Below are 20,054 nucleotides of genomic sequence, written 5' to 3' on the forward strand. Positions count from 1 at the left end.
CATATACTAATTTAAAGCAAACATACCCAAGGGGGGTATAGAAATGTCTGAAGATAAAGAAAGGGTCAGCCAGGATCTATTAACGAGACTGCGACGGATTGAGGGACAAGTAAGAGGTTTGCAGAGGATGATCGAAGAAGAGACTGAATGTGGCCAGATTCTTAACCAGGTGGCAGCAGTGCGATCAGCTCTGAACAAAGTAGGGATGATTATGTTTCAGCATCACTCCCGGGAGTGTATTGCCAAAGCCGTCGGCCAGGAAGGGCAACAGGAAAGAATTGATGAGATAGTTACCCTGATGGGCAGACTAATTAAATAAGGCATAAGGAGGATATGCAATGGCTAATGTGATCAATTTAGATGACAACAATTTTGAAAAGGAAGTTGTTCAATCCGGGCTTCCGGTTCTGGTGGATTTTTGGGCGCCATGGTGCGGCCCCTGCCGTATGGTGGGACCTATTGTCGAAGAATTGGCCCTGGATAATCAAGGCCGCATACAGGTGGCTAAACTGAATGTGGATGAGAACCAGGTTTTGTCCAGCCGCTTCAACGTCCGTAGTATCCCCACTCTGTTGTTTTTCAAGAACGGCCAGGAGATAAAAAGGATTGTGGGCGCGCAAGGTAAAGCACAACTGCAGAAGATCGTTGATGAAGTCCTGGGCTAAATAAAAATGGCAAGATATAGATTTCACTCGGGGTGTCAGCAAATCAGGCCTGACACCCATTTTGGTCTTCTAAAAGGGATAGTATATCCGCTTTGCTGAGGCTTTTCTGGCCCGCCTCCAGGCAGTCCAAGAGACGACTGATGATATCTTTAATCAGATATCCCTCGGTTTCAGGCTGTTCTTCATAAGTGCAGCGGCAGTCATCTTCAGTTCCCTCCAGATACTGGCAGCCGCGGCATATCATGCCTAAAACCGGGTGCTGCTGCATGGGACAATAATTAAAATAACTCAAATCAAGCATATCCAAACCTCCCTCTAAGTCTTCTTACCGTCTTTGCCCTGGCCCAGCTGATGCATAAATGCTTTGACGACTGCCTCATAACCCTGGTCTCCGGGGTGGTAATACTTGCTGCCCAGGTATTCGGCCGGCAGATAGTCCTGAGCCACATAACCTCCATAATCATGCGGGTATTTGTAGCCCCGGCCTTTGCCCAGACAGGATGACGCCTTGGAGTGAGAGGTATCGCCCAGATGTGGAGGAACATTGACAGCGGGACCTCTGCGTATGGATGCTATGGCATTGTCAATGGCTGCTTTGCTGGAATTGCTTTTAGGCGCGGTGGCCAGATACAAGGTTGCTTCAGCCAGAGGTATCCTTCCTTCAGGCATGCCGATAAACTCAACCGCCGCCGCCGCCGCTTGAGCCAGAGGCAAAGCATGGGGGTCAGCCAGGCCGATGTCCTCAGCCGCATGTATTACCAGACGGCGGGCGATATATACCGGGTCTTCACCGCCTTCCAGCATGCTGGCCAGCCAGAATATAGCCGCATCCGGGTCAGAGCCGCGAATACTTTTGATGAAAGCTGAGATACTGTCATAATGCAGGTCGCCGCGCTTGTCATATTGAAGGCGGGGCCGGTCCACCACCAGGGCGACATCCGCTTCAGACAGATGCAAGGGCCGGCTGGTGTCACTGGAATTGGTCAGGGTCTCCAGAATATTCAAGGCAGTGCGGGCATCCCCTTTGGCATGCTCAACAATAAGCCGCCTGGCCTTGTCATCGAGGCTTATCCCGTATTTACCCAGACCCCGCTCGGAATCAAACAAAGCGCGGTTGGTGATCTTATTTATGGCGTCTTCATCCAGTCCTTTCATAACATAGAGTCTTACCCGGGATAAAAGCGCATTGTTGATCTCATAGAGGGGGTTTTCGGTGGTGGCGCCTATTAAAATGATCGTGCCTTCCTCAACGATTGGCAGCAATACATCCTGTTGAGATTTGTTAAAACGATGCACCTCATCTACAAAGAGAATGGTTTTCTGCTGATAGTATTTTAACCGCGCGGCCGCATCCGCGCCCATCTTTCTTATGTCAGTCACCCCTGCGGCTACGGCCTGCAGCTGTACGAAGGCGGCTTTGGTATGCTCGGCGATGATCCGGGCCAGGCTGGTTTTACCGATGCCGGGCGGACCGTAAAGGATCATGGAGGTCAGGGCATCCTGCTCGATGAGCCGGCGCAGCACCGAGCCTTTAGCCAGGAGATGATCTTGACCCACTATCTCATCCAGAGTACGGGGCCGCATACGAAAAGCCAATGGCCCTTGCCGGCCTCCCTGGGATTCCAAGTTAATGTCGAATAAATTCATACGATTCCTTCCTTAGGGTTTTCTAAATAAATCTTAGGCTCAAAATGGTCCGGCCTGCAATCATAATTTGACCATCTATATCAACTAGTATAATGTGGTATTGTATTTTGCCATAGTAATCAAGGCTTGAAACATAATGAAATCAGGAGCTGACGCCAATGAGAACCGGGGTCTTTCTCAGCGGAGGTGTGGACAGTGCCGTAGCCGCTTTATTGTTAATGCAGAGCGGTCATGAGGTCCTGGGCATCACCATGGTAAATTGGAACCCCGACATAACCCACAAGGCCGTACAGATAGCAAAATTTTTGGGTATCACTCATCATGTGGTTGACTTGAGAAGTCGATTTCAGGAAGAGGTCATAGGTTATTTCTGTGACACCTACCAGAGGGGGGCTACCCCCAATCCCTGTATTCGCTGCAACTCGGTGATTAAATTCGGGGCCCTCCTGCAATACGCCTTGGAGCAGGGCTGTGACAAGATTGCCACCGGGCATTACGCCCGGATAAAATACGACGCCGCAGCCGGTTTATACAGCCTTCACCAGGGCCTGGACCGCAGCAAAGACCAGAGCTATTTCCTTTACCGGCTGAACCAGGCGCAATTAGCTCGAATCTTGTTTCCGCTGGGCGAATTGTCCAAGCAAGAGGTTTGGCGGCTGGCCGAAGAACACGGTATTCCCATCATAAAAGGCCAGGAAAGCCAGGAAATCTGCTTTATTGAGGGGGACTACCGGGACTTCCTGGCGGAACGAGTGCATAATGAGCCCGGAGAGATTCAGGACCTGCACGGAAACGTTATAGGCCGGCACCGGGGGCTGCCCTATTACACCGTCGGACAGCGGCGCGGTCTGGGGATTGCCGCAGCCCAACCGTTGTATATCGTGGATTTAATAAGTGAACAGAACCGCATCATCGCCGGTCCGGAAGAGAAGCTGTATCAACGGGCTCTGTCTGCCGGTGATGTGAACTTTATTCGTGGTGAGCGGCCCCCTTTGCCCCTGGAAGTTGAGGCCAAGATCCGCTACCGGGCGCCCCTGAGCAAAGCCGTGGTTTATCCGCAGCAAGACGGGGTTAGGGTCGAGTTCGCTGAACCACAGCGGGCCATAACCAAAGGCCAGTCAGTGGTCTTCTACTGCCAGGATCAAGTTTTGGGCGGAGGCATAATCGAAAAGGGATTGAAGTCATGAGGCGATGATTTCAGCCGTTAAGCCCGGTTGAGGTGTCTATGCAGGCCTCAGACAAAGGGGTGAGGCGGCCCGGAAGGAAAGCGTTGCCGTAATGGAAAAAAGTCCCGGGGAAACTAATGACGATAACAATCAGAAGTGAATAACAAATTGACTTAAAACAGTTATATCTGATTACACTGCGCCTTTTACGGCGCATTTTTTTTGCTCTGCCGGGCAAGCTAAACACAATACAACAAGGGGGCCAGCTGACTTGAAGTTGCGCAACATATTGAGCCTGCCGGTATTTTATGAACCCACCGCAACTGTAATCGGTTCAGTTAAAGAGGTGGTAGTCGATGATAGTTACCGGATAGACTATCTGATCATAAACACCAACGAAAGTGAAGTGCGTATGATCCCCAGCCCTTGTTTTGTATTAGGCCAGCATGCTGTGCTGATTCATGACATGGCCAGTATCAAACCATGCCCGGCAAGGGAAGAATCTACCGTATACGAAAAAAAAGTGGGAGATGTTATATACGATGAACAGGGCCGGGAAGTCGGTGCGGTCAGTGACTTCATAATCTCTGCGCAGGATCACAGGGTTTGGGGGGTTGAGGTTTACAGCGGGGCTTTGAATGATATACTGCAGGGCCGCTGCGAAATCCCACTGGACCAGGTGACCTGGAAGAGTATAACAAGTGCGGTCATTGAATCGGAAAGGAGAGCTTAACCATGACATTGAGATGCCCAGCTTGTGGCGGTCTGCAGGTAGGCAAGGTAGGAAGCGACCAGTTTTACTGTTGGAATTGCTATCTGGAATTCAACTTTCAAAAAGGCCAGGTTAATCTGTATGAAGTGGCCGAAGATGGAAGTCTGATTGCTATGGATAATTCCTCAGAAATTCTTTAACAGAGACGGAGGTGAAGCATTGAGAGAGCACAATCATGGTCATTGGGGCATTATGATGTTTGGAGCCCTCCTGGGGGTGGCAGCCACAGTGATGTATTATAATCAGAGCAGCGAACTGTCCCGGGTAGGAAACCGTATCATCAGCAGATCCAAAGAGGCTGTCGACAACACGGTCGGCAGCATGCGTGACGAAACCTATTCCAATATGGGAAGAGAGATGTAAAGGTGTCCCTTTACAAAACTAGAGGATGGCGCTACATTCTTTTTTTCCTGGTGGCTGTCGCCACCCTCTATTTTTTGTACCGGGTTCGCGAAGTGCTCTATGCTTTTAGCTTCGGCGGGGTAATGGCCTATTTTCTTTACCGACCTGTCGCTGCCCTGGAAAAGCGGGGTCTTAAGCGGGTAATGGCAATTTTGCTCATCTACTGCCTGGCCATAGCCAGTCTGGGGGCCTTGATATATTGGATTGTGCCGGTCACTGCGGCCGAACTCGGGGACCTGGCCAAACTCTATCCGCATTGTGTGCAAGATGTGCAGAAACTGATCTCGCAAATGGACGGCATATCCAAACCGGAACGCCTGCAAATCTTTATCGACCATAATCTCGATCAGATCGAAACTGGTATATATAACGCTTTACAGAACTTTATCAACACCTGGTATCATCTGTTAAACCGTATACTCGCTTTGATTTTTGCGCCGATCCTGGCCTTTTATATCCTCAATGACTGGGAAAAAATCAGAGATGGTTTCCTTAATCTCCTTCCCCCGCGGGGGCGTGTACAGCTGCGCAGCCTGTGTCAGGAGATCGACAGGATAATGGCCGAGTTTATAAAGGGGTATTTCCTGGTGGCGATAACGGTTGGGCTGTTGACGGGAGCCCTGGCGGCTATACTGGGGGTTCCTTTTCCGATGATCATCGGTATCCTGGCGGCAATCACCAACCTGGTTCCCTATTTCGGCCCCTTGCTGGGGGGACTGCCGGCTGTGCTTCTGGCATGGAGCGTTTCATTAAAATTGGCCATATATATGACCCTGGGGATTATTATTATCCAACAATTAGATGCCAACCTGTTTACTCCCCGGGTAATTGGTCAAAAATTAGGTATGCACCCTTTGGTGATCATATTTACGCTTCTGGCCGGAGGAACCTTGTTTGGCTTGTGGGGCATTATCCTGGCTTTGCCGGCGGCAGCAGTATTAAAAGTGGTTTTGCATTGGGCGCATCTCAAGATAGCAGAATAAAAGCCGGCTTATGTAAAATGCTCCCATTGCAATTTCTAGCCGCGATAAGTTGACAGCACATCGGCTTTTCCGTGAAAATAAACTATACTAGTATTTTTTTCGGGATGGAGGAGGCCTTTAGTGAAAAAGAGCAGTGAGATAAGACAGACTTTCCTCGAATTCTTCAGGGAAAAGGGTCATACGGTGGTGGAAAGTTCATCACTGGTGCCTATTGATGACCCTACCCTATTGTTCACCAATGCTGGAATGAACCAGTTTAAAGACGTGTTCTTAGGTCTGGATAAGCGCAGTTATACCCGGGCGGCAACTGCGCAAAAATGTGTGCGCGCCGGAGGAAAGCATAATGACCTGGACACGGTGGGGAGAACCGCCAGGCATCATACCTTTTTCGAAATGCTGGGCAACTTCTCTTTTGGTGATTATTTCAAACGTGACGCCATCGCTTATGCCTGGGAGTTTCTGACCCAGGTGGCCGAACTTCCCCGGGAAAAACTGTGGATTACTATTTACACCGATGATGATGAAGCCCATGCCCTGTGGCAGGAAGTCGCCGGGGTCACCCCGGAGCGCATCATCCGCCTGGGAGAGAAAGACAATTTCTGGGCTATGGGCGACACCGGACCATGCGGGCCTTGCAGCGAGATCCATTACGACCGCGGCCCGGAATATGCCTGTAAAGCTGAGGTATGCGGCATCGGTCAGTGTGACTGTGACCGATTCCTGGAAATCTGGAATCTGGTATTCATGCAGTATAACCGCGATGAAAGCGGGAACATGACCCCGCTGCCCAAACCCAGCATTGACACCGGTATGGGACTGGAAAGGCTCAGTTCATTATTGCAGGGTGTGGACAGCAATTTCGATACTGATCTTTTTACCCCCATCATCAAACATATGGAGGAAATGACCGGCAGGGTATACGATCGCGGGGAGGCAGGCTTTCCCTTCCGGGTTATAGCCGACCATAGCAGAGCCTGCACCTTTTTGATAAGCGACGGAGTGCTGCCCAGCAATGACGGACGCGGCTATGTACTGCGCCGCATATTAAGGCGCGCGGTTCGCTTCGGACGTGTATTGGGGATTGAAGAGGCATTTTTACATAAAAACGTCGATATGGTGTGCGAACTCATGCAGGACGCATATCCTGAACTGACGGGCCGCAAAGAATTTGTCAAAGAAGTTATCAAAATGGAGGAACAGCGCTTCCTGGTAACCCTCAGCGAAGGCCTGAAAAAAGTTGAAGATATTATCAAAAACATGAAAAAAGAAGGCCGCCAGGTCATGAGCGGAGCCGAGGCCTTTATGCTTTACGATACCTATGGCTTCCCCCTGGATTCGGCGGAGGATGTGGCTGATGAAAACGGGGTCAGCGTCGACCGTGACGGCTTTAACGAACAGATGAATATGCAGCGGGAAAGAGCCCGCCAGGCCAATAAAGGCGGTGAGGCCTGGGCTCGCGAGATCATGATTTCGGAGCTGTTGGCCCAGATCGAGGCTGAACCCACCGGGTTTACCGGCTATGACACCTTAACAGATCAATCCCGGCTGCTGGCTTTGATCAAAGACGGTGAGCTGGTCAGCGCGGCGCAGGACGGCCCCATTATGGCAGTCACCGCAGCCACACCCTTCTACGCCGAGAGCGGCGGGCAAGTGGCTGACCGGGGCATGATATCCGGCCAGGCTGGAAAAATGTCTGTTGACGACGTGCAGAAAGTGGGGCCCTGGATTATTCATCTGGGCACTTTGAAAGGAACCTTAACCAGCGGGGAAACTGTCGCTCTGGAGGTGCAAACCGAATCCAGGTTGGCTACGGCCCGCCATCACACCGCTACCCACCTCCTGCACAAAGCTCTGCAAACTGTACTCGGAGAGCACGCGCAGCAAAAGGGGTCTCTGGTTGAGCCTGACCGTCTGCGTTTCGATTTTTCCCATCTGTCAGCTTTGAGCGAGCAGGAAATCGAGAAGATTGAATGCCTGGTTAATGAAGCCATATGGCAGGCTTATGCGGTGGGAACTTCGGTAAAAAGCCTGGAAGAGGCCCGCAATATGGGCGCCATGGCTTTATTCGGAGAGAAATACGGTGATTTGGTGCGTATGGTTCAGGTGGAAGGTTACAGTCTGGAACTGTGCGGCGGAACCCATGTGAAAAATACCGGCCAGATCGGCCTTTTTAAGATATTGAGTGAGGGCAGTATAGGCTCCGGATTACGCAGGATTGAAGCTGTGGCAGGAAAGGCCGCCCTCGGCTACCTGCAGGGAATCGAACAGGAGATTAAAAAGGCCGCAGGACTTTTAAAGACCACGGACCGTGATGTGAGCAACCGGGTTGAAGCCATGACTCGTATGCTCAAAGAACGGGAGCGGGAGATCGAGGCTTTGAAGGCGAAGATCTCACGCAGTGCCAGCGAGGACTTGTTGACGCAGGCTTATAAAAAGGGCGGCAGTCATATACTTATCGCGCGGGTGACAGGCCAGGAACCCGATTCACTGCGCCAGAACGCGGAAATGCTGAAGGATAAATTGGGCAGCGCCGTAGTGCTCCTGGCTACGGAAAATAACGATAAGGTTTCTCTGGTGTGTTTTGTGAGTAAGGATCTGGTGGAAAAGGGCGTACATGCCGGGAAAATCGTGGGAGAAGCAGCGCGCATCACCGGAGGCGGAGGCGGGGGCAGGCCGGACATGGCCCAGGCCGGGGGCCGGGAGCCGGATAAAATAGATGCCGCCTTGAGTGCTGCCCGGGCGCTAGTGGAAAATTCTCTGGGGTAAGTAAAAGGATTATCTATTTCCCAAGCCGAAAGAGTACCTGGGGAGGGATTTAAAATATGGCACACGGACCTAAAAATACGGTAAGTTTCAGTCTGGCCAAAGACGGCGAGGAAAGGGTCAAATCGATCCTGCAGTCAGTTCACCTGGCCCTGGAAGAAAAGGGATATAACCCGATAAACCAGCTGGTAGGGTATATGATTTCCGGTGACCCGGCCTATATTACCAGCCATAACGAAGCCCGCAGCCTTATCTGCAAAGTGGACCGTGATGAGATCATGGAGGTTTTAATCAGGGACTACCTGGGCAAGTGATTAAGAAACGGTACTGCAGGCAGCCGGGATGCGTCAGGGTTATGCAGGGTGAATTATGAGAATAATGGGATTAGATGTCGGAGACAAGCGCATCGGGGTGGCTCTGAGCGATCCTTTAGGTTGGACAGCTCAGCCTCATTCGGTATTGCTGCGAAATGATCCGGCCCGGGATTTTGCTCACCTGGCCCGGCTTTGTGCTGAAAATCAAATTGAAAAGATCGTAGTCGGTTTGCCTCTTAACATGAACGGTACTATCGGGCCTCGTGCGGAACTGGTGCAGGGCTTTGCAGCACAATTATCGTCTTTTACCGGAATCGAAGTTGAATTCTGGGATGAAAGACTGTCTACCAAAAGCGCTGAACGCACCCTCCTGGCAGCAGATGTTTCGCGCCGCAAGCGCAGGCAGGTTATCGATAAACTGGCTGCGGTTCACATATTGCAAGGTTATCTGGACCGCCACAGCCGTTAAGAGTTTGTTTGACGAAAAGAGCAATAAACTATAGAATGTCAATAGTTTGTAGAAAGAGGTGACTCTAATGCACGATGGAGACCTTTTAGATGATGATTATCCAGTACTCGTTCTGGTTGATGATGAAGGTATAGAACATCAATTTGAGCTATTAGCTGAACTGGAAATCGAGGAGGCCTTTTACCGCGTCCTTATACCCCTGGAAGAGGAAGATGAAGAGGAATGTGAAGTGGTCATACTCAAAGTGGTCTACGATGAAGAAGGCAACGAATTCCTGAGCGACATCGAAGATGAAGAAGAATGGGAAATGGTGGCAGATGCCTGGCAGGAATTGGTAGACAGCGAGGGCATCTAATTTTAAGTCTTCAAAAGAAGCCTCCGGGCTTCTTTTTTGTGTCTCTGATTAGATAGCATACTGCTTCGTAAATGTAATATAATCGTAATAGTTAGGACTAATCTAGGCTTTGGGGGAAGAGTTTTGTCTGCTATACAATTCGATACAAGATTAAAGAAGGCTGTATTTTGGGTAATTATCCTTATTTTGGGCATAATGTCGGCAGCAGGTCTTTTTTATTGGCAGGCATATGCCAGTAAACAGAGTTTTCTTCCCGGGGTCACGATAGCCAATGCTGCGGTTGCAGGCTGCGATAGCAGCCAGGCTATAACTACTCTGGAAAAGCGAGTGAACCGGGCCTATAAGCAACCGGTGGTTTTCACCAGCGGAACCTATCGTTATGAAACAACCCTGGGGGCCTTGACTTTCCCGGTGGAGGCAGCCAGGGTCGTCAATGAGGTCTACTCCCAGGAGGCCAAGCGGAACTGGATCTCTAAAGCCACCAGTATGGTTGGCAGCAAAGCCGTTCAGTATTCAGTGCCGGTCGAATACCGGGCTGATGTGGTGCAGCAGTTGCTTAAAGAGTGGCAGGGGACTTTGGGAACCCCGGCCGAGGATGCCTACCTGGAGGTGGACAAGAGCAGGGGCCTGGTGGTAGTACCCGAAAAGATAGGGAAAGAAATAGACCATGATGCCACCTGGTCGCAAATGCCGGAAGAATGGGATGAGTTTTCTGCATTGGAAATACCGCTCAAAATGAAGGAAAATTATCCGGCGGTTATTGCCAAGGACCTTGAAGGGATGGGGGAATTGTCCTCATCTACCACCTGGTATAAAGTGGCTGAGGTAGACCGCACCCATAATCTGACCAAAGCCGCCAACATTATAAACGGGGTGATGATCAAGCCCGGGCAGGTCTTTTCATTTAACCAGACCGTGGGACCGCGTACTGGTGTTACCGGATACCGGGATGCCCTGGTTATTGTGGGGGACAGATTCGAGCCCGGCACCGGGGGCGGTATATGCCAGGTATCTTCAACGCTTTACAATGCCACTCTCCTGGCGGGATTGGAAATAGTGGAACGCTACAACCACGGCCTCCTGGTGGCCTACATCCCTCCCGGACTGGATGCGACTGTGGCTTACGGGCTGCAGGACTACCGCTTCAGAAACAACACCGACAGTCCGGTTTACATAAGAGCCGTGGCCGGAGGAGGGAAGCTGACCATCACCCTGTACGGCAACCTGGCTTTCAAGAAAAATGTGAAATTGAGCTATGTTATTGACCAGGTCATTCCTTTTCAAGAGATACGAGAACTAAAACCCGATATGGAACCCGGAACAGAAAAGTTGGATCATAACGGAACACCCGGATATGTGGTGCGCTCTTTCCGCAGTTATCTTGGCGCCGGCGGAGAAACCACCAGCACCGAGCAGCTGGCCCGGGATCGTTATAAACCTTTAAATAAATTGGTTTTTGTGGGGCCGGAAGCGCCGCCTGAAAAGCCTTCTGACCGGGATAAGCCGGATGATCCGGATGATCCCGGCAGCGATCCCGACAAACCTGACCCGTCTGAGACCCCGGTAGATACCGAGCCGGAAAATGTGGATCCGGGGGCTGAAGGATATACCGATTAAGAAATATGAAAATGGATGGTTGAAATGAGTGAAATCAAGGTTATGCGCAAGAAAAACACCATGTTAATGCTGGCCGCCCTATTGATACTGCTAAGCCTGGGCCTTTGGGGAGGGCAACTCCTTTCCCGGCAGTATCAGCCGGTAGATCCCGGTGATCTTAATTGGATAGATCTTAATATCCCCCCGGCCAGCAACGCGGCCGGGATTGCCGCGTTATTGAAATCACAGGATTTGATCCGCAATGAGGACTTCTTTCTGGCCTATTGCCGTCAGCAGGGTTTGGACAACCAGCTCAAGGCGGGCCATTACCGTTTTTCCAGGAGTCAAGGATTGGCTGAAATTGCCTCGGCCATTGCCGAGGGAAGGGTAGTCAAGCTGTCTTTAACCATACCGGAAGGCTATACCGTTGACCAGATAGGCGAACTGCTGGTCGGCAGGGGTATATGCAGCCCTGAGGAATGGAAGCAAGTGGCCGGCGACGACTATGATTTTTCCTTTCTCAAAGCACAGCGTTCCTCTGCGGTTAAGCATCCTTTAGAGGGTTTCCTTTTCCCTGACACCTATACTATTGAAGAATCCACCTCCGCCAAGGAAATTGTAAAAATAATGCTGACCCGCTTTGAAACCGTATGGAACGACCAATTCGCCGGGCTGGCACAGGCGCAGAATCGCAATATGATGGAAGTGGTCACCACTGCTTCCTTGATTGAGGAAGAAGCCGGGATAGCAAGCGAGAGGGCCCAGATCGCCGGGGTCATAAAGAACCGGCTGGATATGGACATGCTCCTGCAGATAGACGCCACTGTACTGTATTGTCTGGGTACCAATAAACCTGTAGTTACATATGCTGACTTACAGGTGAACTCGCCCTATAATACCTACCTATACCCCGGTTTGCCGCCTGGACCGATCGCCTGCCCGGGTCAGGCCTCTATCCAAGCTGCCCTGGCACCGGAGAACCACCACTATTTGTATTATGTTGCCCGAGGAGACGGCAGCCATGAATTTACCGCCACCTTTGGCGAACACCTGGCAGCTCAGCGCCGCTATGCAAACTAAACCTGCCTTTTCAAGTCAATCACAGCTTTGCGAAGACCTGAGCCATCTTCGGCCGGAGCTTTTAATGCCGGCCGGCGACCTGGAAAAATTGGAGACCGCCTTGCTTTTTGGCGGGGATGCGGTATATGTCGGCGGCCAGGAATATAGTCTGCGGGCTTATGCCGGCAACTTTGACCTGGCAGCTCTCGGCCAGGGCGTAAAATTTGCCCGGAGTATGGGCAAAAAGGTTTATGTGGCAGTGAACATCCTGGCGCATAACCGCCACCTCAAAGAATTGCCTCATTATCTGGAGAAGCTTGCCGAGCTTAATGTAGACGGCTTGATTGTGTCGGATCCGGGAGTCATCAAACTGGCCCGGCGCTGCGCACCCCGGATTCCTATTACGGTCAGTACCCAGGCCAATGTGAGCAATTACGAAAGCGCTGCGGTGTTCAAGGATATGGGCGCCGCCAGGATTGTACTGGCCCGGGAATTGTCGCTGGATGAGATATCTGCTATCAAGGCCCGGGTAGGGATGGAAATCGAAGTCTTTATCCACGGGGCCATGTGCGTATCTTATTCAGGACGCTGCCTGTTGTCATATTATATGACCGGGCGCAGCGCCAATCAAGGCGCTTGCGCTCATCCCTGCCGTTACCGCTATGCCCTGCAGGAAGAGAAGCGCCCCGGGCAATACTACCCTATTGAAGAAGATCAGCATGGCACCTACATTCTCAACTCCAGGGACCTGTGCCTGTTGGATTATATCCCGCAACTGATCGAGGCCGGGGTTGATGCCTTTAAAGTGGAGGGGCGCATGAAAAGCCCCCTCTATACCGCCGTGACGGCTCGAGTTTATAGACAGGCTATCGATAAATGGCTGCAAAGCCGTTCCCCTTATTCGCCCCCGGATCTGGAAGCCTGGCGCCTTGAACTGCGGGGCATAGCCACCCGGCCTTATACCACCGGTTTTATTTGCGGTTCTGCAGATGAGCTACAAGACACCGCCAAAACGCCTCGGGACGATTATCATTTCGAGTTCTGCGGGATGGTAAAGGGCCGCGATCAGGAGAGGGGCAGAATCGAGGTTGAACAGAGGGCTAATTTTGGCCGGGGTGAAGACCTGGAGATCATGATTCCGCCGCAAGATATCAGACCATTAACCCTCACAGAGCTTTATGACAGTGACGGAATGCCTTTGGACCGCGCCCGCCATGCCCGGCAGCGGGTTTGGATACCCTCATCGGAGCCCGTTCTGCCAAATTCAATATTGCGCCGGGTGTTAAGGAGGGCAGGCCGTGCAGAATGATTGCGGCAATATTTGGCTGACGGTAAATCCCGCAGATATCGATTTGTTAAACAAAATAATCGAGGGTTACGAGCACCTGGGGGTCTTATCCACTATAGACCGCCATAACGGCCTGGTGGTAGTGCGGGGAACCGCGGACACCCGCCGGGATTTAATGCATATCTTGACTAATTTGCCTTTCGAGATTTCCATCAAAAACGGACCCGCTGTATAAGCCTGATATGATGAGACCATGCTACATTTAAAGGCAGAAAAAGGGGGCTTGGCAGTGCGCCGACGTATTGCCCTGGTGGCTTTCATGATGCTGTTTATTTTTGTTTTTCTGGCCGGCAAGCTGTCCTGGGATCAGGTGATAAACGGCCGTAAGCTGGCCCGCGCCGCAGTGCAGATGAGAAGTCAGACCATTGAGCTGAAAGAGTACCCGCGGGGCGTTATTCTGGATCGCAATGGCATCCCTCTCACCGATAGCACCAAAGATTATGCCCTCTATGCTATGCCGGGGGTGATAAACACTCACTATGCTGGAGACGGCAACCTTCAGGCGGCCTTTAACCGGGTTGAATCCCTTCTGGCTCCCTATCTGAATGAAGACACCGAACAAGAAATCAAACAGAACCTGAGCCAGGTGAGAGATCAGGACCGGTCACTGATCAGAATAGCTTCCCGCCTCGGCGATGAGGAGGTGGAGGCCTTGCTTGATCTGGACATACAGGGGGTGATCGTAGCTCCTATGATAAAAAGGTACCGGGATGACGGTTTTATGGCCCACCTGCTGGGGTATGTCGGCCCGACAGGAAACAGCGGGCAATCAGGCATCGAAAAAAGCTATGATCACATCCTGGCCAATTCCACTGCCGAGCTGGAATTAGTTTCAACGGTGGATGCCCGCAATACGGTTATAAAAGGGTTGATGTTTAAACTGCGTCAGGAACAGGAAAACTCCCGGGGCACGGTGGCTTTGACCATTGACAAGCGCATTCAGGAACTGGCTGAAACAGCCATGAACCGGCACGTGGACCGCGGGGCGGTGGTGGTGATGGACATCGAAACCCGCCAGGTTTTAGCCATGGCCAGCAGGCCCGGTTTCAATCCCTACGATGATATCAGCCTGATAATAGCCAGCGACCCTTATAGCACCCTTACCAACCGGGCCTTAAGCAGGTATCACCCCGGCTCCATCTTTAAAATACTGGTAGCCGCAGCAGCTTTAGAAGAAGGAGCCGTCACCGTTGACGATTATTTTGAATGCGATGGGGCCTACGATTTTAATTCTCAGGTGTCCATTTCCTGTCTGAAAAAAGAAGGTCATGGCCGGATTGATCTGACCACTGCATTTACGCGTTCCTGTAATCCCAGTTTTATAGCGGTCGGGGAAGCTTTGGGCAGAAACAATTTAATGAAATATGTGGAGCGGTTCCACCTCACTGATGAAACCCTTCAAGGTTATGTGGCTGACACTGATTACAGCTATGTGAATATTGAAGCCGGACCTGCCGCACTGGGGAATGCTTGTGTGGGGCAAAAAGGGGTGATGCTCACTCCATTGCAATTGACCTCCATGATTGCGACGATCGCCGATGAGGGTTTCTGGAAAGCGCCTTCCCTGGTGCGCTACAGCGTAGATCAGTATGGCAGCACAGAAGTCTGGCCTGATCAATCCAAGCAAAAAGTAATCAGCCTGGAAACTGCCGCCGTGATGCGGCAGATGATGGAAAAAGTGATTACAGAAGGGAGCGGCCAGAGCGCCGCCATGCAGGAAGTGCCAATTGCAGGGAAAACCGGTACCAGTCAGACCGGCACAATTGATAATAGTACCACCCCTCCCCGTGAAATACTCAACGCTTGGTTTGGCGGATACTTCCCCGCCGCTGAACCCCGCTTTGCTATCGTGGTTCTGGCTGAAGACGGTGAAAGCGGCAGCAAAGACGCTGCCCCGGTGTTCCGCGACATCGTACAGGGAATGATGAATTACTATTAAAAACCCGCTGCGTATCAGGACGGAATATGTAAATAAATTGCTTTGACCTTTATTGACTATTAATAAGGTGCATATTATAATAAAAGACAGATATTAGGAAAGCTGGTGACTGATTTAAGGCTGCTTCACCCAGCCGGATGAAAAATACCATATTTATATTTCAATATGAGTTTGGCTCATGATTTACTTGAGGAGGTGTATAGTAATGGCCAAAGCAGTTGGAATTGACCTGGGTACGACCAACTCCGTTGTCGCAGTGATTGAGGGGGGGAGCCCCACGGTTATAATAAATGCCGAAGGATCTAGAACAACACCTTCGGTAGTTGCTTTTAAAGAGGGAAAAGGCCGCCTGGTGGGACAGGTTGCCAAGCGCCAAGGAGCCTTGAATCCTGAAAAGACCTTTTACTCGGTAAAAAGATTTATCGGACGGCGTTTTAAAGAGGTTGAAGACGAGCGCAAGCTGGTGCCCTACCAGGTTAGCGCGGGGCCGGCTGATGCGGTTCGATTCAAGGTTGATGACAAATTCTATGCTGCGGAAGAGATTTCCGCAATGATATTGAGCAAGCTGGCGGAGGATGCTTCCAATTACTTGGGAGAAAAGGTGGTCGATGCGGTTATCACCGTACCGGCTTACTTTAACGACGCCCAGCGCCAGGCTACCAAAGACGCCGGAAAAATCGCGGGGTTAAATGTTTTGAGAATAATAAATGAACCGACCGCTGCCGCCCTGGCCTATGGTTTGGAAAAGAAGACTAATGAAACCATACTGGTCTTTGACCTGGGCGGCGGGACTTTTGACGTGTCCATCCTGGAGGTCGGGGACGGGGTTTTTGAAGTGAAATCCACTAATGGGGACACTCATCTGGGAGGAGACAATTTTGACAAGGCTATCGTGGATTGGCTGGCGGAGGAATTCAAAAAGGATTACGGCATCGACCTGAGGAAAGACAAACAGAGTCTGCAGCGCTTGACTGAAGCGGCGGAAAAGGCCAAAGTAGAACTTTCCAGCGTATTGGAGACCCAGGTTAGTCTGCCGTTTATTACCGCGGATGCCGATGGACCCAAACACCTGGATATAAAATTGACCCGGGCAAAATTTGAAGATCTGGTGCACGACCTGGTTGAAAGACTGCGCCAGCCCATTAAATCGGCTCTGGCAGATGCCAGGCTAAACGCCCCGGATATTGACGAGGTCATTCTGGTGGGCGGTTCTACCCGGGTGCCGGTGGTGCAAAAGCTGGTTGAAGAACTCACCGGAAAAAAGCCCAACATGAGCGTAAATCCCGACGAGGTTGTAGCGGTGGGAGCAGCCATTCAGGCCGGGGTATTGTCCGGTGAGGTCAAGGACGTGGTCTTACTGGATGTGACCCCCTTATCCCTGGGGGTGGAAACCATGGGCGGTATCATGACCCGCATCATTGAGCGCAATACCACCATTCCGGTGCGCCGCAGTGAAGTATTTTCCACTGCCGATGATAATCAGCCCGCGGTTGATATCCATGTCTTGCAGGGTGAGCGGGAAATGGCCCGTGACAATCGTTCTCTGGGACAATTCAAGCTGGAGGGGATTCCGCCTGCACCGCGGGGGATACCGCAGATTGAGGTTACCTTTGATATCGATGCCAACGGTATTCTCAAAGTTACCGCCAAAGATAAGACCAGCGGCAAGGAACAGCAGGTTACTATCAGCGGCTCCTCGAACCTGGATAAGGGCGAGATCGACAAGATGATCAAAGACGCCCAGAACTTTAACGCGGAAGACCGCAGACGGCGCGAAGAGGCGGAAAAGCGCAACCAGGCTGACGCTCTGGCTTATCAGGTAGAGCGGCAGTTGAGCACCATGGCAGATCAATTGCCAACAGCTGATAAAGCCGGCATAGAGGAGAAATTGGAACAACTGAAAAAAGCCATTAAAGACGGCAGTTCCAGTGCGGCCCTGGACGATCTGATGAGCCAGCTGAACGAGGCGGCCCAGGCCATGGCGAATGCGGGGCATAAGGCATCAGAGCCCGGCGCCGCCGCTCAGACGGACGGCGACGATGTTATTGATGCCGAATATGAAGAAAATAAATCATCCCGTTAATGGAGGCAGTAGATTATGTCAGTGCAATATCAGGATTATTACCAGGTTCTGGGGGTGGAGCGCAACGCTGATCCCAAACAGATTAAGGCGGCCTACCGCAAACTAGCGCGGAAATGGCATCCTGATCTGCACACCGGGAAAAAGAAAGACGAAGCGGAAGAGAAATTCAAGCAGATCAATGAAGCCTACGAAGTACTGAGCGACCCCGATAAAAGGGCTAAATATGACCGTCTGGGGAGCAACTGGCGGGCGGGGGATCAATTCACCCCCCCGCCCGGCAGTGACGGTTTCTATACCTACACCAGCACTGATTTCGATCCGTCAGACCTGGGAGGCTTCAGCAGCTTCTTTGATGTTTTGTTCGGTGGAAGACAACGCGGCCGGCAGTCCCAGACCGATTTCGGCTCTTATTATTATGATCGGCCCCGGCGAGGTGAAGATGTGGAAAGCCAAGTCGATATCACTCTGGAAGAAGCCTTGCATGGCGGCGCCAGATCCTTCGCCATCAGCAGCGCTTCCACCTGCCCGGAGTGCCACGGCCAGGGGTTTAAGGATCAAGGCTTCTGCCAGCGCTGCGGCGGCACCGGTTCGATACCCGAGCGGAAGACCCTGCAGGTCAACATCCCTGCCGGTGTATATCAGGGCAGCCGCATCCGCCTGAAAGGACAGGGGGGAGAGGGGTTTAACGGCGGTCCGCGCGGCGACCTGCACCTGAAGGTCAATATCCTGCCCCACCCCCTGTTTAAACTACAGGAAAGTGACATTGAATCAGAGTTGACCGTCACCCCCGAGCAGGCTGTTCTGGGGGATAAAATGCCGGTTCCCACCCTGGAGGGCAGCATCACTATGACGGTTCCGCCGGGGAGCCATAACGGGCAGCGCATGCGCATCAAGGGCAAGGGACTGCCCAGGAAAGACGGGACCCGCGGAGACCAGTACGTCAGAATAAAAATCGATATACCGCGTAATTTGAGTGAAGCGGAACGCGATCTGTACAGGCAGCTACAGGAGATTCGAAAAAGGTAGGAGAGTACTTATGAGCATCTACAGAGTATACTTCCATGATGAAGGGGAGCCGATGCCATTATCGCAAATCGATATCCATCCAGAATTCCTGCAGTTGCTGGCGGAGCTTGGAATTATCGAAATTAGGAATCACCGCATCGACAGCTGCTGCTTGACACGGATTTCAAAAATTATGCGCATCAGGCAGAGGCTGGGGGTAAATATAAACGCAGCCGCTATAATCGTGGAATTATTGGAGCGAATCGAATCCCTGGAGGACGAAATCGAACACTTGAAGAAATGAGGTGATTAGATGAATATAGAACGTCTTACCCAAAAGTCGCGGCAAGCCCTGTCCGAAGCGCATCAGCTGGCAGCCGAGAAACACCATCAGGAAGTAAACAGCAAGCACCTTTTAAAGGCCTTGATAACTCAGGAAGAGGGCATCGTGCCGCGATTGCTGGAACAAGCCGGCATAAACCTCAATGCTTTTGACCAGCAGTTGAATCGGCTATTGGAAAAAATTCCGGCCGTTTACGGATATGAGGGCTCGGTGTATATGAGCGGCTCCCTGGCCCGGGTACTGAATCAGGCCGAAAAAGAAGCCCAGCTCTTAAAAGATGACTATGTCAGTGTGGAGCACATCCTCCTGGGATTAATTACTGAAAGCGAAAACGATCTTAAAAATCTATTGCAAACCGTAGGCTTGAACCGTGACCAGATTTTCAATGCCCTGCGCGCGGTGCGCGGTTCGCAGCGAGTGACCAGTGAGAATCCCGAGGAGAGCTATGAAGCCCTGAGCCGCTATGGCAGAGACCTGACCCGCCTGGCCAGGGAAGGCAAATTGGATCCGGTGATCGGCCGGGATGAGGAGATACGCCGGGTGATAGAAATTATCTCCCGCCGCACGAAAAACAACCCTATTCTGATTGGCGAGCCCGGGGTAGGGAAAACCGCCATCGTAGAAGGACTGGCCAGGCGAATCGTGGCCGGAGACGTGCCTGAGGGCCTGAAAGGCAAACAGATCATATCTCTGGATATGGGCGCTTTGGTAGCCGGGGCCAAATACCGGGGAGAGTTTGAAGAGCGGCTCAAAGCGGTTCTGAAAGAGGTGCAGGATTCCAGCGGCACAGTAGTCTTGTTCATTGACGAACTGCATACGGTGATCGGAGCCGGGGCTGCTGAAGGGGCCATGGATGCCAGCAATCTGTTAAAACCCATGTTGGCCCGCGGGGAACTGCGCGCCATCGGGGCCACCACTTTGGACGAGTACCGCAAACACATTGAAAAAGACGCCGCCCTGGAACGGCGTTTTCAGCCGGTATTTGTCAATCCCCCTTCAGTGGAGGATACCATCTCCATATTGAGGGGTTTGAAAGAACGCTACGAAGTACACCACGGGGTGCGCATACAGGACGCCGCCCTGGTAGCGGCTGCGGTTCTGTCCGACCGTTATATTTCGGACCGCTTCCTCCCCGACAAGGCCAT

General features: G+C 51.7%; 22 protein-coding genes. 20 read left to right on the forward strand and 2 right to left on the reverse strand.

Going from position 1 to position 20,054, the window contains the following annotated elements; all coding sequences use genetic code 11:
- Nucleotides 1-43: 43 nt before the first annotated feature.
- Nucleotides 44-319, forward strand: coding sequence for a metal-sensitive transcriptional regulator (locus B2633_RS05595; protein WP_481040777.1), 276 nt, complete (start codon nucleotides 44-46; stop codon nucleotides 317-319).
- 19 nt (nucleotides 320-338) lie between these two features.
- Nucleotides 339-665 carry a thioredoxin gene (gene trxA / locus B2633_RS05600; protein WP_483169679.1) on the forward strand — a complete coding sequence of 109 codons (327 nt, stop codon included), beginning with the start codon at nucleotides 339-341 and terminating at the stop codon, nucleotides 663-665.
- A gap of 43 nt (nucleotides 666-708) precedes the next feature.
- Here the strand turns inward: trxA and B2633_RS05605 are convergent, their stop codons facing one another.
- Together B2633_RS05605 and B2633_RS05610 are read right to left on the reverse strand one after the other, a co-directional pair.
- Nucleotides 709-966, reverse strand: a complete 258-nt coding sequence (locus tag B2633_RS05605) for a hypothetical protein (RefSeq protein ID WP_481040773.1) — start codon at nucleotides 964-966, stop codon at nucleotides 709-711.
- 14 nt (nucleotides 967-980) lie between these two features.
- On the reverse strand, nucleotides 981-2,312 hold the full coding sequence (locus tag B2633_RS05610) for a replication-associated recombination protein A (RefSeq protein WP_483169680.1): 1,332 nt from the start codon (nucleotides 2,310-2,312) through the stop codon (nucleotides 981-983).
- Nucleotides 2,313-2,470: 158 nt separating this feature from the next.
- On the opposite strand from B2633_RS05610, the gene mnmA reads away from it, so the two are divergent.
- From mnmA to B2633_RS05700, 18 genes are all read left to right on the forward strand, one after another.
- Complete coding sequence (gene mnmA / locus B2633_RS05615) at nucleotides 2,471-3,499, forward strand: tRNA 2-thiouridine(34) synthase MnmA (protein ID WP_483169681.1); 1,029 nt, start codon at nucleotides 2,471-2,473, stop codon at nucleotides 3,497-3,499.
- Between the two features lie 250 nt (nucleotides 3,500-3,749).
- Nucleotides 3,750-4,211 carry a PRC-barrel domain-containing protein gene (locus B2633_RS05620; protein WP_483169682.1) on the forward strand — a complete coding sequence of 154 codons (462 nt, stop codon included), beginning with the start codon at nucleotides 3,750-3,752 and terminating at the stop codon, nucleotides 4,209-4,211.
- A 2-nt stretch (nucleotides 4,212-4,213) separates the two neighbouring features.
- The gene (locus B2633_RS05625) at nucleotides 4,214-4,390 is read left to right on the forward strand and encodes a hypothetical protein (RefSeq protein WP_483169699.1); all 177 of its coding nucleotides are present in this window, start codon (nucleotides 4,214-4,216) and stop codon (nucleotides 4,388-4,390) included.
- 19 nt (nucleotides 4,391-4,409) lie between these two features.
- Nucleotides 4,410-4,613 carry a hypothetical protein gene (locus B2633_RS05630; RefSeq protein WP_483169683.1) on the forward strand — a complete coding sequence of 68 codons (204 nt, stop codon included), beginning with the start codon at nucleotides 4,410-4,412 and terminating at the stop codon, nucleotides 4,611-4,613.
- A gap of 2 nt (nucleotides 4,614-4,615) precedes the next feature.
- Complete coding sequence (locus B2633_RS05635) at nucleotides 4,616-5,635, forward strand: AI-2E family transporter (RefSeq protein ID WP_483169684.1); 1,020 nt, start codon at nucleotides 4,616-4,618, stop codon at nucleotides 5,633-5,635.
- Between the two features lie 120 nt (nucleotides 5,636-5,755).
- Complete coding sequence (gene alaS, locus B2633_RS05640; RefSeq protein ID WP_483169685.1) at nucleotides 5,756-8,401, forward strand: alanine--tRNA ligase; 2,646 nt, start codon at nucleotides 5,756-5,758, stop codon at nucleotides 8,399-8,401.
- Nucleotides 8,402-8,457: 56 nt separating this feature from the next.
- Nucleotides 8,458-8,712 carry an IreB family regulatory phosphoprotein gene (locus B2633_RS05645; RefSeq protein WP_481040759.1) on the forward strand — a complete coding sequence of 85 codons (255 nt, stop codon included), beginning with the start codon at nucleotides 8,458-8,460 and terminating at the stop codon, nucleotides 8,710-8,712.
- Nucleotides 8,713-8,767: 55 nt separating this feature from the next.
- Nucleotides 8,768-9,181, forward strand: a complete 414-nt coding sequence (gene ruvX / locus B2633_RS05650; RefSeq protein WP_483169686.1) for a Holliday junction resolvase RuvX — start codon at nucleotides 8,768-8,770, stop codon at nucleotides 9,179-9,181.
- Between the two features lie 67 nt (nucleotides 9,182-9,248).
- On the forward strand, nucleotides 9,249-9,536 hold the full coding sequence (locus B2633_RS05655) for a DUF1292 domain-containing protein (protein ID WP_481040755.1): 288 nt from the start codon (nucleotides 9,249-9,251) through the stop codon (nucleotides 9,534-9,536).
- Nucleotides 9,537-9,731: 195 nt separating this feature from the next.
- The gene (locus tag B2633_RS05660; RefSeq protein WP_483169687.1) at nucleotides 9,732-11,153 is read left to right on the forward strand and encodes a VanW family protein; all 1,422 of its coding nucleotides are present in this window, start codon (nucleotides 9,732-9,734) and stop codon (nucleotides 11,151-11,153) included.
- Nucleotides 11,154-11,168: 15 nt separating this feature from the next.
- Nucleotides 11,169-12,212: an endolytic transglycosylase MltG gene (gene mltG / locus B2633_RS05665; protein ID WP_483169688.1), complete on the forward strand. Its 1,044-nt coding sequence runs from the start codon at nucleotides 11,169-11,171 to the stop codon at nucleotides 12,210-12,212.
- Nucleotides 12,154-13,500, forward strand: a complete 1,347-nt coding sequence (locus B2633_RS05670; RefSeq protein WP_483169689.1) for a peptidase U32 family protein — start codon at nucleotides 12,154-12,156, stop codon at nucleotides 13,498-13,500. Before mltG ends, B2633_RS05670 begins: the two co-directional genes overlap by 59 nt.
- Nucleotides 13,490-13,714: a DUF4911 domain-containing protein gene (locus tag B2633_RS05675; protein WP_483169690.1), complete on the forward strand. Its 225-nt coding sequence runs from the start codon at nucleotides 13,490-13,492 to the stop codon at nucleotides 13,712-13,714. The genes B2633_RS05670 and B2633_RS05675 overlap by 11 nt, the downstream gene beginning before the upstream one ends.
- A gap of 54 nt (nucleotides 13,715-13,768) precedes the next feature.
- Nucleotides 13,769-15,478 (forward strand): peptidoglycan D,D-transpeptidase FtsI family protein, encoded by a 1,710-nt coding sequence (locus B2633_RS05680; protein ID WP_483169691.1) that lies wholly within the window; start codon nucleotides 13,769-13,771, stop codon nucleotides 15,476-15,478.
- Between the two features lie 205 nt (nucleotides 15,479-15,683).
- A complete protein-coding gene (dnaK, locus tag B2633_RS05685; RefSeq protein WP_483169692.1) occupies nucleotides 15,684-17,561 on the forward strand; it encodes a molecular chaperone DnaK in 1,878 nt (625 codons plus the stop codon).
- A 15-nt stretch (nucleotides 17,562-17,576) separates the two neighbouring features.
- Complete coding sequence (locus B2633_RS05690) at nucleotides 17,577-18,587, forward strand: DnaJ C-terminal domain-containing protein (RefSeq protein ID WP_483169693.1); 1,011 nt, start codon at nucleotides 17,577-17,579, stop codon at nucleotides 18,585-18,587.
- A 10-nt stretch (nucleotides 18,588-18,597) separates the two neighbouring features.
- A complete protein-coding gene (locus tag B2633_RS05695) occupies nucleotides 18,598-18,870 on the forward strand; it encodes a chaperone modulator CbpM (RefSeq protein WP_483169694.1) in 273 nt (90 codons plus the stop codon).
- 9 nt (nucleotides 18,871-18,879) lie between these two features.
- A partial coding sequence (locus B2633_RS05700; protein ID WP_483169695.1) for a Clp protease N-terminal domain-containing protein occupies nucleotides 18,880-20,054 on the forward strand: 1,175 nt, incomplete at its 3' end.

The sequence above is a fragment of the Syntrophomonas sp. UBA1041 genome, assembly GCF_002316705.1.
GTDB lineage: Bacteria > Bacillota > Syntrophomonadia > Syntrophomonadales > Syntrophomonadaceae > DTU019.